Raw genomic sequence first — 15,405 nt, forward strand, 5'->3', positions numbered from 1 at the left:
AAGGGGCGTCTTTTATTGAGACACCCCTTTGTGATATTTAGAATTTTAGCGCAAAGCTACCAAGTACCCGCGTAGGGGGTTGTGGTGTCAGTCTTACAGACCATGCTTTCTGGCTGGTCAGGTTATCGATCTTTACTCCGATACGGTATTTGGGTCTTTCAAAGAACACAGATGCATCCAACATGACGTAAGAAGGAATGGTGATCTTTGTAGTGCGGGTATTGGTCTGATAAGACAGGTCTCCGCCATTACCACCGAAACCGACGCCCAGGCCGCTCAATTTACCATTTGAAATATGATAGCTTGCCCAGAAGTTCCACATATTAGGAGGACCGGACAATGCTGGCCTTAATCCGAGTGTAGCGCTATCTGATTTCGTATATTTACTATCGTTATATGCGTACCCGGCTACGATATTCAGGCCTTTAACCGGGTTAACGGTGATCTCCGCTTCCAGTCCTTTGCTGCGTTGTGTACCATTCTGTTTGCTATAACCATCATGTTCCAGGTCAGCAATGACTATGTTCTTAACGTGTATATCATAGTAGCTCAATGTACCGACCAGTTTGTGCTTCCATATATCTACTTTCACGCCACCTTCCAGCTGGTTACCTTCTTCAGGTTTGAAAGCATTGCCTGCATAATCAGTACCTGTTTCATGGAAGAAGCCGTTCATGTAGCTACCAAAGATGGACACTTTGTCTTTCAACACCTCGTATACCAGTCCTAACTTAGGTGACAGGGCTGTCTGATGATAATTAGTACCGGCAGCGGTGGTATCATAAATGATGCTATGCGTACCCTGTGCCCGGTAGTAGTCTACCCGCAGGCTCACCATCGCCATCAGGTTATTTGTGATATTAAATACGTCCGAAGCATAGGCAGCATAACTATTGTCTCCATTGTTTTCATTACGGATGGAGGTACCGGTAGCTACTGCTACAAGTGAATCCACCTTAGATTTGCTGAGGCGGTAGCTGGCACCCGGATGCTGGAAATTAATGGTTGGACCGGCAATTGTAGTTCGGTCAAATGAGTTGCTGTTATTGTAATAATCCAGTCCGACTACCATACGGTTACGAAATTTACCGATGTTGAAATCGCCAATAAAGTTCTGCTGGATATCAGTCGCAATAAAAGTAGTGTATCCACTGATCACGCTGGCACGAAGGGTAGAGTCTGTGCGGCCGTTTAATGCATTGATATAGCCATTGATGGATGAACGGGCACGGGATACTACTGTTTGGGAAGTCCAATGCTCAGAGATCTTATAGTTGATCTGGGCGAAGATATTCATCATCTGTGTCTGGTAAGCCAGGTTATTGCCCAGGAACAATCTTTTATAGGGGAACTTCATGTCAGCAATAGACAGGGTTTTGCCACCGCCTGTATAAGGATTAAAGCGAACCACGGAAGTCCCTTTTTCCTGTCCGAATTCGACATCTAATAACAGGGACAGGCGATCCGTGATCTGGTACGAGAAACTTGGCGCCAGGCTCAGGTTATTGGTAAAGCCCATATCCTGGAAACTCTTCTGGAAGGTGGTGGCGCCATTCAGGCGGAAGAGCATTGTTCTATCCTTGTTTACAGGTGTATTCACATCTACAGTAAGGCGGTTGTAATTCCAGCTACCGCCGGTGAAAGCGACTTCGCCCCCGAAACCGTTGAAGGGCTTCTTGGTCACACGGTTGTACAGGCCACCGTAGCTGCTGGAAATATTGGTACCGAACAGGGTGGCTGATGGACCTTTAATAGCCTCTACCCTTTCGAGGTTCACAGGATCCAGGGTAGCGAAAGCGGCACCAGCTACGCCATTACGTGCATTAGGCTCTGTTTCAAAACCCCGCTGACGGAAGGTAACACGTCCCTGGTTGGCAATCATCGGGATACCTGCCCCCGGTACGTTCTTAGAGATGCTTCCCAGGTCAACGGCCATTTGTTCTTCGATCAGTTCTTTGGGCACTACATTGTAAACCTGTGGATTCTCCAGGTTTTTCAATGGCAGGCGACTTACATAATAGCTCTCTTTCCGGGAAAACTTATTGGTATTACCGATCACCCGCACCTCCTGCAATGCCTGGATATTTTCCCTGGGTAACTGGTAGTCAAGTATAGACGGGCGGGCAGGGTTGACTTCAACACTAAAATCTTTTTGTGCCGCGCCAAGTATCTGAATTCTGACGGTATAGATGCCGGGGGCAATGCCTTCTATACTATACTTTCCCTCGTTGTCGGTAAGAGTACCTTTGTTTAAAGCAATGACAGAAACGGAGACTAATTCAATAGGTTGGCCATCGAAAGCAGTGATGCGGCCCATGATGGCACCGCCATTTTGTGCAAATAATACAACAGGTAAGCAAAATAATATTAGTAATAATGACGTCTTGAACATTCCTGACATTAACGATAATTTTGGCAAAGCTACAGTCCGGAATTGGGGAGTATTTACGCGATCGGGAAAAGTTTAAAATTTTGTTAAAACGCTTATCTGTAGGGCATTTGATGGAGTATGGACGAAACGGGAAAAAATAAAAGGGGGGACTTTAGGGGGATGTAGCCTGATAAGCGGGTTTGTTTGCATGCGTGCGAAATAAAAAAGGCTGCCTTCCGTAGAAGACAGCCCTTCAAAAAAAGATGGAAATTATTTCAATTCAACACCTACACTTACTCTTGTTTCATCCATAAACAGATTCAGCGTCTTAGGTTTAGTACCTGCCGGCAGTCTGAATTTGTTATCTTCTGAGGACTTGGTAGATTCAGCGTCTGCAGAAACAGAGTTGTAGCTATCGTGGGTAATGTTAGTGCCATTATCCAGCGTGAGACGGAAATCGTTTGGATTAACGAATATACTGTTCTCTCCTACTTTGTTCTTGTTGGTGAGTTCAATTTCGTAAGTAAGTTCGGTACCGGTCACTTTACCTTCATTGTCGTAAAGTTCCACGGCCTTCCCGTTTTTCAGTCTTATGAAAGCTTCTTTCTTCTTACCCAGGATGGCGGTGTCAGGGCTGAAAGTTACCGTATAAGACTTAGGTTCGTTGGCTGGTGTATTACTGCCATTGTTCGCTGGTTCAGTAGTACTGGTAGTCGTATTCGCGCTGCTGTCGGCATTTTCGGATGTTGTCTTGCTTTTGCAGGCAGCGAAAAAGATTGCGATTGAGAATACAGATGCCAGAATGGTTTTGTTCATTTTTATATTTATTGGTTTAACAATACAGCTTTGGGTAGAACAAATGTATGAAATACAAATTAACTTCTTTTATGAAAACGGATATTATACGTTGCGCCTATCCCCGCATATTGCAAACTACTGCCATTTTCCTCGCTTCTGAAGATCCCGTTATAAAAAGCAAAGAAGTTCCAGCTGTAGTTATGATACCCTAACTGAGGTCTTACATAAAATCCACCGGTAGCACCATCTACACCAGTAATAAAGCTATACCCTACATCTGTACCTGCAAAGAATCCACGACTCCTGGGATAGTACCTTACGAATAAACCCAATGGAACTGTACCAAAATTTTTAAACCCATCTTTGGGGAAGAAGTGGTTATACCCGCTGGTCAAACCTAAACCTACGTGATTGGTAGACATCACCTGTCCTTTCAGTTCAGCACCCAGGGTGAAATTGCTGGTCTTAGAGAGATTACCAAAAGGCACGCCTGCATTGACACCCAGCTTCAGCCATGAATTCCTGCTTGTTACTTCTTCTGATTGGGTTTGCGCAAATGTAACGACTGAAAATGCTGTTAAAACCATTAATAAGAATACCTTTTTCATATGTCCCTCCTCGTTTTAAAACGTGTTTTTAACGTTCTAATAACAAACAGAATGCCATAACCATTACGCATGGTTAACAGATGAGCGGGAACGGGCACGAAATCAGGCCTTCAGATACTTATTAGGATGCTTGTTGACATACTCCAGGTAGGTAGGATCACATGAGCCGATCGAGTTATAATTGTCTCTTCCCTCCTGTAAGATGAGATGATTAACAGCGCTGTATGCCTGGGGATCCCGGTTGCCATCGTCTTCCCAGTAGCAATTAGGGCAAACATTATATACACCGGTTGATGCTATAGTGCGATAACCGCAACAGGGGCATGGTTCATAGATCAGCGGTCCACCTTCAATACTTACCTCATGATGATACAATTCTTTGAGGTCTTCTTCTATAAATTCATTGGTAACGTTGAGTAATCCCTCCCTCAGATAATTGATGATGTCATGATTATATTCAGGTGCTTCTACATTTGCATCTTCAATTTCCTCATCGGCTTTACCTGCTTCAACTAATATCTCAGCAACGATGTCTCTTCTTTGTTTAGGATGCATGGTGAGCAGTTTCTGCCAGGCAAATAAGGTCATGGCATCTTCACGGTTGATAAAAATTTGATCGGGCATAACATTTTGTTTTAAAAGAACGTGGTACGGGGCGAATGTAACGGATAATTATATCCATGGATATTGAGCGATTACATAAATTATAATCGTATATACATATTACTACACTTCAATCCATTTTTGTAATTCCCTGTAGATATTATCTAGCGCCAGAAGTAAACGGGGCCCTCTGATGGCCAGCATTTCCTTATCGCCGTCTCTCCATAAAAAGTAATCAGAGGCGGCTTCAAAGAACTCCCTCACCGCAGAGCTTCCACGGGTCAGCTTCCAAAGGGCCTCATCTCCAACCTGATCCACAAAGTCTTCAATGAAAATAATAGTGCGGTACACCTCATAATAGTCGTCTACGTCATCTTTCGCGATCAGCAGGAAATCCAGGTCGAATTCTGCCTGAACTTCGGAATATTCATTCACTGACGCTGCCCATTCTTTTAACCGATCCGCATCCCACAGGTGTTTAGCCTCCCCGATGTAGGTAGCAAGATCAGTCTTAGTCCTGAAAAGGCGCCATTTACCATACTCAGTCAGTAGCACTTTATCATTGTTAGCATTTACATCATTGATGGAAAAATCGGTTCCATGAACTGTGTAATAGGTTTGTCCCTGGTAAATGATGGCTATCAAAAATTTAAGCATTATTTCGTCGCGTTCATCAGACATAGGCGAATCGTATTGAGGCTTTGCAAAGGAAGGTATTTTCTATTAAAATCCCTCATAATCTGTCTATATATTTCATAACAAAATGGCACTCATTATCAATCAATTACATTCATTATACGCACTTTATTTCTATATTTCCCACGCACTAATTGCCGGTTCTCCCTCTCTGCCATTTCTTTGAAATAACCTAAATACCCTCTAAAAGATGAGAAAAACCGGTTCCCTTCTACTGATGGTCCTCTTCGCGCACCATCTTTCATTTGCCCAGAGTGATGGGCTTCCACGTGGCGCTTACCAGCTGCCTTACACCCGTTATGAAGCGGACATTGCCACGCTAAGTGGTGGCGCTACCGTCCAGTCGTCACCGCAATTTGTACAAACAGACATTGCGTCGGAAGCCTCCGATCAAAAGTACGTGAGCTTATCAGCAAACAATGCCAGTATTGAATGGACCCTCACTGCGGCAGCACAGGGTGTGGATCTCCGATTCACCTTGCCGGACGATAACACCGGTAGTGGCCTTAGCGGGTCACTGGGACTGTATGTAAATGGTACAAAAGTAAGAGACATTTCCCTCTCATCTTACTGGGCTTACCAATACTTTCCCGCTGCAGACCCGGTGCAGACACCAGGCGGCAAGACCTTTATGCGCTTTGATGAGGTGCACTTCAGACTGAATAATGCACTGAATGCCGGCGATAAGATCATGCTGAAAAAAGACAATGGCGACGGCCTTACTTACGGGGTCGATTTCATTGAACTTGAACCCGTGCCAACGGCGTTATCACAACCGGCCAATTACCTGTCCGTGACAGATTATGGCGCAGTAGCCAACGACCAGAATGATGACTTCGCGGCATTTAATGCCTGTATTGCTGCTGCAGCATCACAGGGGAAAAACGTGTATATCCCTGCAGGGCGTTTCTTATTGAGTGATAAACTTACGCTGAATGTCAGTAACCTCAAAATCATGGGAGCAGGTGTCTGGTATACAGAAGTGTTCTTCTCCACTGACAAGCAGTTCTATGGTGGCATCTATGCACGCGCCAGTAACGTAGAGATTTCCAGTTTCAGCCTGAACACGCAGAACAATGACCGCCTTGTTTATAATGAAAGCAATCCTCGCCTGCCCGGTGAAATGTATAAGACCTACAAAGGTTTTATGGGTACCTATGGAACAGGGTCACGCATACATGACGTATGGGTCGAACACTTTGAATGCGGGTTCTGGATTGCGGGATATGACGCACCTTATCCGGTGGATATTACCACCGATCTGCAGATCAGCAAATGCCGTATCAGGAATAACTATGCAGATGGGGTCAACTTTTGCCAGGGCACTTCCAATTCGATTGTAGAGCAATGCAGCCTGCGTAACAATGGCGATGATGCACTCGCCGTATGGCCCAATAATGCAGCAGGTGTAAACACCACCTGTAAGAACGATATTTTCAGGTATAATACCGTGGAAAATAACTGGCGGGCAGGCGGTGCTGCGTTGTTCGGAGGTACAGGCCACGAGATCCATCACAGTATTTTTAAAGACGGTGTAGCCGGATCTGCCATCCGGTTTACAAATGACTTTGGCGGATATACCTTCGAATATCCCGGCAATGTGATCAAAGTGTATGAAAACACAATCACCGGCTGTGGTACCAGTTACGATCTGTGGAATCAGAAACGCGGGGCAATTGAATTCTACGCAGGTACAGGTATCTTCAATCTACAGTTCGACAATAATACCATTCTGCGTTCACAAAGAGATGCCATACAACTATATGGCAACAATATCCACCATGTAGTATTCAATAATACGATCATTGACGGCACTGGTCTCGACCCTGTCACACGCGATGTGGCTGCAGACGTGTACGGGGGATTCGGACTGTATGTACAGGCGGGTAGCCAGACGGCGACTTTTAATAACCTTACAGTCACAAATGCCGAAAGCGGCGCTTACATCAACAAGAACACAGCCTTTCAGCTCATTATTCAGAACATTCATATTCCGGTAACAGCCGTAGCTATCAAACCCGCTAACGATACAACACTGACCACAGGACAATCCCTGCAATTATCTGCCGATATTACGCCCATTGATGCCACCAATAAGGTGGTAACCTGGTTGAGTACTGACAGCTCAATTGCAAAAGTCGACGCCACTGGTAAGGTGACTGCTGTCGGATACGGCACAGCAACGATCAAAGCGACAACTGCCGATGGCAACTTCACTGCAACGCGCAAGGTGACCATTCTGCCGGGTATTAATATTGTCGCAACTCAACCCAATGCAGCAGAAGGCGGGCAGTCAGGTGTGTTCACTATCAGTACGGCAGCGTTATCCAAAACCATTTCAGTTAAATATTCGGTTAGTGGTACTGCAAGTGCTGCGGACTATACACCTGCATTAAACGGCAGTGTCACATTGACCCCAACAACACCTTCAGCTACTATCACCATCACCCCCGTAGATGATAACATTTTCGAAGGGCCCGAGACGTTGAAATTAACTTTACTAAAAGACAGTGCTTATAATTTAGGCGGTGATACAGTAGCGGCCATGACCATCACCGATAATGAGTATCCACCATGTGTAGCGCCGGTGATTGCCTTGCGGGCAGACAGCTTAAGTGCTCCTTCAAAGTCAATCAGCAATGTAGTACTGGGTAGTTTGCCAACTGACTACTCCGGTTCATGGAAGGCGCTGTACGATAACACCAATCTCTATTTAAAAATCGCAATGAACGATGCCACAAAGATCAATGACTCAGGCAGCAGCTGGTGGGAAGATGATGCGGTAGAGATCTTTATCGATGGAGATAATAGTAAAGGTACTACCTATGATGGTATCAATGACTTCCAGTTGGGTTTCCGCTGGAATGATCCGGTAATTCATGTAGGTAGTAACTCAGTGAACCGGACTACAGGAATTACCTTTCAGCAGACAGCTACTACAATGAACATTACCATACCATGGTCTACCATCGGTGTCACTCCTGCCATTGGTAAAACTATCGGGCTCGATGTGCAGATCGATGATGACGATAATGGGGGCACCCGCGATGCACAAATCACGAGCTTCGCAACGAATACTGCGGCGTTCCAGCAACCAGCTGTATTTGGTACTGTTTATCTGACAACCTGCAACAATGCCATCTTTGCAAACGCCGGACCCGACCAGTTGCTCACAGCAGGCACAACGAGTACCACGTTGTCGGGCACAGCATCCAGCGGTGCAACGTACACATGGTCGCAGATCAGTGGTCCCGCTACAACAATCAGCAATGCTACCATCGCTGCGCCTACAGTGTCAGGTTTAAGCAATGGCAATACCTATGTATATCAGTTGAGTGTAAGCAATGGAACACAAACAGCCATCGACCAGGTAACAATCATTATCGCCAATACAACTTCGGGTATAGTTGTAACGCAGGGTACGCCAATGATTGACGGAAATCTGGAAAGCAGCTGGAACCTGTCGCAGACCATTTCAAAAACTACTGTAGGCGTTGCAAACAATACGGGCACCTTTGGTTTAAAATGGGATGCCACAAATCTATATGTGGGAGTAAAAGTGTTAGATGCAGCACTGTATAATGATACGCCTGATGCATGGGATAACGATGCAGTGGAAGTTTTTGTTAACGTCAATAATACAGTGAGACAGTTTATTAAAACTTATAACAGCAGTAATACAGCGATCATTAATGGCGGATATAGTGTAGAGTTTGCAATTCCCTGGTCACAGTTGGGCATAACACCGGCAGCAGGTTTAGCCATAGGGTTCGATGTGGCATACGATGATGATGACAATGGAGGAGCGCGTGATGGGCAGGCAGTATGGTATGGAACAGCAGATAACTACCAGAGTACAGCAAATTATGGTACAATTGTATTGAGCGCAGCTGCATCGTCATCAGCGGCGAAGATTAGTGAATTGCAGATCACTCCCAATCCGACAGTAAATGGTCAGACTAAAATCACCACTACAGGCAATGGTTATATTGTGATTTATGACATGAGCGGGAAACAGGTATATAGCGCTAAGGCACAACCTATATTGAATGTGCAGTTGCAACACTTGCCAAAAGGAATGTATATTGTAAAGTACGTGACTGGAGAAATGGTGCAAACCAAACAAATGGTCATACAATAAAACAATACGAAAGATCCGCCCTACTGCGGATCTTTCGTTTCTAATCTTATTACCAGCCCTTCGTCTCCATCCAGGCTAATCGTATCCGACAGATGAATGCCTTCTGATTCGGGTATAGTTGCTATTTCTACTTTACCGGAAAAACTGAAATTAGGTGGACGGAAGTAACATGGCAGATGCGTAAGATTTAAGACTATCAGAAACGAATCTGCACCCGCTGCTTCACGCTTGTAAGCAAGCATCTGGTTATCTGCAAACACCGGCACATAACTTCCGGCGTCCAGGGCAGGTTCATTTGTTCTCAAAGTGATCAACCGCTTGTGCAGGGTAAGCATAGAATACGGATCGTGCTGCTGCATATCTACATTATCCCGTTGAAAGATCTTAGATAAGCGCAGCCATGGTTTTCCGGTTGTAAATCCTGCATTGGTCGTATTATCCCACTGCATTGGGGTGCGCGACGGGTCTCTGCTCAGGTTTTTATCTGGCATATTCAATCCCTGCGGGTCTACCACCTCATCAAATGGAATGGCGACATTCCGCATAGCAATTTCATCGCCATAATAAATCGTCGGGGTGCCACGCAGCGTCAGTAACATCATAGCCGCCACCCGCGCCTGTTGAATTCCTACCCTACTGGCAATCCTGTGCTGATCATGATTACTCAGTACCCAGTTAGGCCAGCCATTGACAGGCAACGCGCCCTCATACTGGTCAATTGCCGTAGCGATTTGAAGTGCCTGCCAGGGTAAAGTCAGCAACTGAAAGTTGAATGGCAAATGTGCACCGTTATTATCTACACCATAGTAAGACACTAACTGGTGAATGGGAAGATAGATTTCTCCGATCATCACCCTTTCATCATCAATTTCTTCCATCACAGCGCGCATCTTGTGCACCAGTTCATGTACTTCCGGCTGATCTGTGGAATACACAGGCATTAACTGAGCATACGTACTCATGTGCGGCTCATAATTCGGATCCGGTGGATTATTTCGGAATTGTGCGTCTTTGATCATATGCCACATTACATCCACACGAAAACCATCCACACCCTTCTTTAACCAGAATCGCATCACATCGAACATGGCCTGTTGTACTTCCGGATTGCGCCAGTTCAGATCAGGCTGTTCTTTTAAAAAAGCGTGGTAATAATACTGCTGGGTGTTGTGGTCCCATTCCCATGCAACACCGCCAAACATACTCAGCCAGTTGTTCGGCACACCACCATCAGGTAGCGGATCATGCCAGATGTACCAGTCGCGTTTAGGATTATCCCTGCTGGAACGGGATTCCAGGAACCAGGGATGTTGATCAGAAGTATGATTGGGTACCAGGTCCAGCAGTAGCTTCATGCCTCTTTTGTGTACTTCTTCAAGTAGAATATCAAAGTCTGCCATGTTGCCAAACATTGGATGAATCCCTGTATAATCGGAAATATCATATCCAAAATCTGCCATTGGCGATGGATAGATAGGTGAAAGCCATACGGCATTGATCCCCAGCCACTGCAGGTAGTCAAGCCGGCCCAGGATGCCTTTGAGATCACCTACACCATCGCCGTTGCTATCCTGATAACTACGGGGGTATACCTGGTAAATAATGCCTGTCTGCCACCATTTTTTATCCATAAGTTCCGATTTTAAGGTTCTCTACAAGCGAACAACATTTTTGCCAAAATGTAACGCGGCATAATCTTTTCTTATAGACCTTCATAAGTTAACCGCAATATGAAAAACACAGGAGCTTTTTACAAGCAGGATAATACTTGTACATTTTGCGTATGGGCACCGGAAAAAGAGCAGGTCACGCTTCATCTTATTTCACCGGAAGACAGGTACGTTGCAATGGCAAAAGACGACGAAGGATATTTTTCTGTTACAGTAGAAAATGTTCCTCCGGGCGCAAAGTATTACTATAACATCGATGAGCAGGACTTACCGGATCCGGCTTCCGGATGGCAACCTGACGATATCTTCGGAGCGTCGGCCGTGGTGGATCATGATGCCTACCAGTGGCAGGACCAGCAGTGGCGTGGAATGCCTTTTAAAGACATGGTGCTGTATGAATTACATGTCGGCACATTCTCCCGGGAGGGAACATTTGAAGGTATCATACCTTATTTAGATGATCTGAAAGATACGGGGATCAATGCCCTGGAGCTGATGCCTGTGTGCCAGTTTCCGGGCGAACGGAACTGGGGATATGATGGAGTATACCAATATGCAGTGCATCATTCCTATGGCGGACCCGAAGGCTTGAAAAAGCTGGTGGATGCCTGTCATCAGCGGGGCATTGCAGTATTTCTGGATGTGGTGTATAATCACCTCGGGGGCGAAGGCAACTATTTTGACCATTTTGGCCCCTATTTTTCCGGGATCTATCGCATTCCCTGGGGTGAGGCTATCAATTTTGATGCGGCCTATTCTGATGGTCCTAAGGGTTATTTTGCGAATAATGTGATTCATTGGTTTCAGCAATATCATATTGATGGATTAAGACTGGATGCGGTACATTGCATTTTTGATAATAGTGCGGTGACACTCTGGGAAGTAATTCATGATAAGGTGCAATTGCTGGAAGAGACAACAGGACGTAAGTATTATCTTATAGGAGAAAGTGACCTGAATTCACCTGCGATCCTGAGAAAGCCCGGTGACGGGGGTATGGGACTGGATGCGCAGTGGCTGGATGATTTTCACCATATCCTGTATGTGTTGCTGGATAAGGAAGGGCAGTCAAGATATGCAGATTTCAATAAACTGGAACAGTTAGCAAAGGCCTATAAGGATGGATTTGTGCATACAGGAGAATATGTGCAGTTCAGGAAAAGGCGTTATGGGCGTAGTTCTGCGGGGATTACAGGGGAACATTTTGTAGTGTTTAATCAGAATCATGATCAGGTGGGGAATAGGGTGAAAGGAGAACGTTTGTCTGTACTGGTAAATCAGGCGAGGCTGAAAGTTGCAGCAGCGGCAGTATTTCTGTCGCCTTATGTACCGATGTTGTTCATGGGTGAGGAATATGGGGAAGATAACCCGTTTTTCTTTTTCGTGAGTTACAAGAAGGAGGAACATATTAAGGGGATCCAGGAAGGAAGGAAGAAAGAGTTTGAGGCGTTTTTGAAACAGGGGGAAACGTTTCCCGATCCACAATCTGAGGACACGTTTGTGAGGTCAAAGCTGGATTGGGGAAAAAGGAACGATGGGAAGTACGGGGAGATGTTGGCGTGGCATAAGGCACTCATACAGCTAAGGCGTTCAAACGGGATTTTGCAGAATACAAGTAAGGATGATTTGTTTGTGCATTTGATTGGGGAGAAAGGGTACGTGTTGCACAGGCAGAGCAGGAATGGCATGGAGCATCTGGTATGTTTGTTTAATTTGTCGGATGAGGTCTTGGAATACGAAATGCCGGGTTATAAAAGGGAATGGGCGAAAGTGCTGGACAGCGGGGCGAATAAAGAAGTATTGAAAGCCGGGGAAATATGCTATTTGGAACCGGTAAGTGTAGTTGTGTACGGGTAGCTTATTAATTGATGAGTATGGAGAAAAGTCTCTTAATATTTATTAATTCTTCATATAGGTCAGTAACTAATAAAAAGAGCGGCTGTTCAGTTGAACAGCCGCTCTTTTTATTAGTTATCAGAAAAGTTCTCCCTGCGGATTACTATTTCCTTCATCTGGTTCCTCCTCTTCACTGGCCAGTTCCGCACTAATCAGATCATCACCGGCAATCCTTGTACCCACTGTTTTCCAACCCGTCACTTCCACAAACTCTGCAAGGTCGATCTCCTCCTCTTCAGGATTACGTTTCTTGCCGGTTTTCAGCAACACCACTGGTTCAGAATGCGTCGTGATCATCTCCAGGTAGTTACCCGCACCTTCCTTAATAAAGCTAAACTTATTATTTAGGGTCTGGGTTTCTATCTTGAAGCGTTTCGCATTGAACTGCTTTTTATCTGCATCAAAGTAAATCGCAGATACAATCTTCTCTGGATTGAACTTCTCTATATATACCAGTTCATTCGGATCGTAACGATTGGTCAACTCAAAGTTGGTCAACTCGTAAGTACCATTTTTAAACGCGACAAACACCTTATCTTCTCCCTCAAATGAACCAATGTACACACCCCTTTCTTCTGTGTTCAAACGGCCTACCTGGTCATCATACCAGAGCTTCTGCCCTGCTAATGTTGACACCCCGGCTTCTTTGAACTTCACCGCACGAATCGGATACTTGGTCACCTGGTTACCCATTGAGTTACGCCCCTTGATAGCGATCGTTTCAAAGAACAGGTCAAACTCCTTATTCCTGGCAGCACAGTTAGGACTCAGGCGAATGCTGACTACCTCTGCTTCACCATTTGGATTGGCCGTAAAGTAATGTACCTTGGAGTTCTTCTCCCCTTTGGTCGTCAGGTCATATTCTTTATTCAGTGTGATACCTGTTACATTAAAGCGTTTTGCATAGCTGATACCAGTCTTACCATCCACATAGATCATGTTGTAAGTAGTACGCTCGTCGCCCTTACGGAAGATATCGACATGAATAATATCCTTTCCTACAAAGGTTTTATCGGCTACTTTGGTCACCAGCATCTTACCATCCTTACGGAAGATAATGATGTTGTCCAGGTCAGAACAATCAGCAATAAATTCGTCCTTTTTAAGCGAGGTACCTACGAAACCTTCTGCACGGTTTACGTAGATCTTGGTATTTGCCATCGCCACCTGCTGCACCTGGATCGTATCGAAAGTTTTGATTTCGGTGATACGCTCGCGGCCTTTACCATACTTTTTCTGGAGCCCCTCGTAATAAGTTACGGTGAAGTCTACCAGGTTGGCAAGATCATGTTTTACCTGCTTGATATCGGCGTCGATCGCCTTGATCTGTTCATTCAGTTCATTGATATCGAGACGATAAATACGACGTACCGGTTTTTCGGTCAGTTTGATAATATCTTCGCGGGAGATGTCTCTTTTCAGGTTCTTCTTATAAGGCACAAATCGCTTGTCAATCGCAGCGATCACGGCATCCCAGTCCTTATGCTTCTCTTCCAGCTCCTTGTAGATCTGCTTTTCGAAGAAGATCTTTTCCAGAGACGTATAGTGCCATTTTTCCTGCAGTTCACCCAGCTTGATTTCCAGCTCACGTTTCAGCAGGTCTTTGGTAAACTCCGCAGAATATCTGAGCAGGTCCGAAACAGTAATGAAACGAGGTTTATCTTCTACAATCACACAAGCATTGGGAGAAATAGAGATTTCGCAATCCGTGAATGCGTACAGTGCATCGATGGTGATATCCGGAGAAATACCCGGTGCCAGCTGTACTTCAATTTCAACATCTTTGGCAGTATTATCTACTACTTTCTTGATCTTGATTTTGCCGGTATCGTTTGCCTTAACGATGGATTCCATCAGGGCGGTGGTAGTTACGCCGTAAGGCACGTCCTTCACGATAAGCGTCTTTTTATCTTTCTCTTCGATGTGGGCACGTACACGGACCTTTCCGCCACGTTTACCATCGTTGTAGTTAGCTACGTCGATCATACCACCGGTCATGAAGTCCGGGTAAAGTTCGAATTTCCGCCCACGCAGATATTTTATAGAAGCATCAATCAGTTCGTTGAAATTGTGCGGCAGGATCTTGGTTGACAGTCCCACAGCAATACCTTCTGCACCCTGCGCCAGGAGCAGCGGGAACTTCATAGGCAATGTCAGTGGCTCATTTTTACGGCCATCATAACTTACCTGCCAGGAGGTTGTTTTGGGATTGTAAGCTACATCCAGCGCGAATTTGGATAAGCGAGCCTCAATGTAACGGGCTGCCGCTGCATCGTCGCCGGTGCGGACATCCCCCCAGTTACCCTGTGTATCGATCAACAGGTCTTTCTGCCCCAGGTTAACGATCGCATCTCCGATAGAGGCATCACCATGTGGGTGATATTGCATGGTAGAACCGATGATGTTGGCCACTTTGTTAAAGCGTCCGTCATCCAGCTCTTTCATGGCATGCAAAATACGACGTTGTACTGGCTTTAATCCATCTTCCACGCTGGGTACAGCACGCTCCAATATTACATACGAAGCGTAATCCAGGAACCAGCTTTCATACATTCCCCCGATGTGGGTGATGTTATGTAAGGATTCGTCCGTTGGTTGTGTATTATCGATGTCGCTCATAAT

The 15,405-nt window shown here is 45.4% G+C and carries 9 protein-coding genes; 2 read left to right on the forward strand and 7 right to left on the reverse strand.

Features of this window, described 5'->3' with window-relative positions; genetic code table 11:
• Positions 1-37 precede the first annotated feature (37 nt).
• The 5 genes from ABDW33_RS05695 to ABDW33_RS05715 form a co-directional block, all read right to left on the reverse strand.
• The gene (locus tag ABDW33_RS05695; protein ID WP_343689102.1) at positions 38-2,401 is read right to left on the reverse strand and encodes a TonB-dependent receptor; all 2,364 of its coding nucleotides are present in this window, start codon (positions 2,399-2,401) and stop codon (positions 38-40) included.
• Between the two features lie 240 nt (positions 2,402-2,641).
• Entirely contained in the window at positions 2,642-3,187 is a 546-nt protein-coding gene (locus tag ABDW33_RS05700) for a hypothetical protein (RefSeq protein ID WP_343689103.1), read from the reverse strand.
• Positions 3,188-3,246: 59 nt separating this feature from the next.
• Positions 3,247-3,777 (reverse strand): hypothetical protein, encoded by a 531-nt coding sequence (locus tag ABDW33_RS05705; RefSeq protein WP_343689104.1) that lies wholly within the window; start codon positions 3,775-3,777, stop codon positions 3,247-3,249.
• Positions 3,778-3,879: 102 nt separating this feature from the next.
• A complete protein-coding gene (locus ABDW33_RS05710; RefSeq protein WP_343689105.1) occupies positions 3,880-4,401 on the reverse strand; it encodes a CPCC family cysteine-rich protein in 522 nt (173 codons plus the stop codon).
• 102 nt (positions 4,402-4,503) lie between these two features.
• Positions 4,504-5,061 (reverse strand): hypothetical protein, encoded by a 558-nt coding sequence (locus tag ABDW33_RS05715; RefSeq protein WP_343689106.1) that lies wholly within the window; start codon positions 5,059-5,061, stop codon positions 4,504-4,506.
• A 205-nt stretch (positions 5,062-5,266) separates the two neighbouring features.
• Between ABDW33_RS05715 and ABDW33_RS05720 the strand changes: the two genes are divergently transcribed.
• Positions 5,267-9,217, forward strand: a complete 3,951-nt coding sequence (locus ABDW33_RS05720; protein ID WP_343689107.1) for a sugar-binding protein — start codon at positions 5,267-5,269, stop codon at positions 9,215-9,217.
• Between the two features lie 20 nt (positions 9,218-9,237).
• Here the strand turns inward: ABDW33_RS05720 and ABDW33_RS05725 are convergent, their stop codons facing one another.
• Entirely contained in the window at positions 9,238-10,848 is a 1,611-nt protein-coding gene (locus ABDW33_RS05725) for an alpha-amylase family glycosyl hydrolase (protein WP_343689108.1), read from the reverse strand.
• Between the two features lie 99 nt (positions 10,849-10,947).
• On the opposite strand from ABDW33_RS05725, the gene treZ reads away from it, so the two are divergent.
• On the forward strand, positions 10,948-12,744 hold the full coding sequence (gene treZ / locus ABDW33_RS05730; protein ID WP_343689109.1) for a malto-oligosyltrehalose trehalohydrolase: 1,797 nt from the start codon (positions 10,948-10,950) through the stop codon (positions 12,742-12,744).
• Positions 12,745-12,861: 117 nt separating this feature from the next.
• On the opposite strand, the gene ABDW33_RS05735 is transcribed toward treZ, so the two are convergent.
• Positions 12,862-15,402: a DNA gyrase/topoisomerase IV subunit A gene (locus tag ABDW33_RS05735; protein ID WP_343689110.1), complete on the reverse strand. Its 2,541-nt coding sequence runs from the start codon at positions 15,400-15,402 to the stop codon at positions 12,862-12,864.
• Between the last annotated feature and the right edge of the window lie 3 nt (positions 15,403-15,405).

The sequence above is a fragment of the Chitinophaga sp. genome, from assembly GCF_039596155.1.
In the GTDB taxonomy this organism is placed as follows: Bacteria; Bacteroidota; Bacteroidia; order Chitinophagales; family Chitinophagaceae; genus Chitinophaga.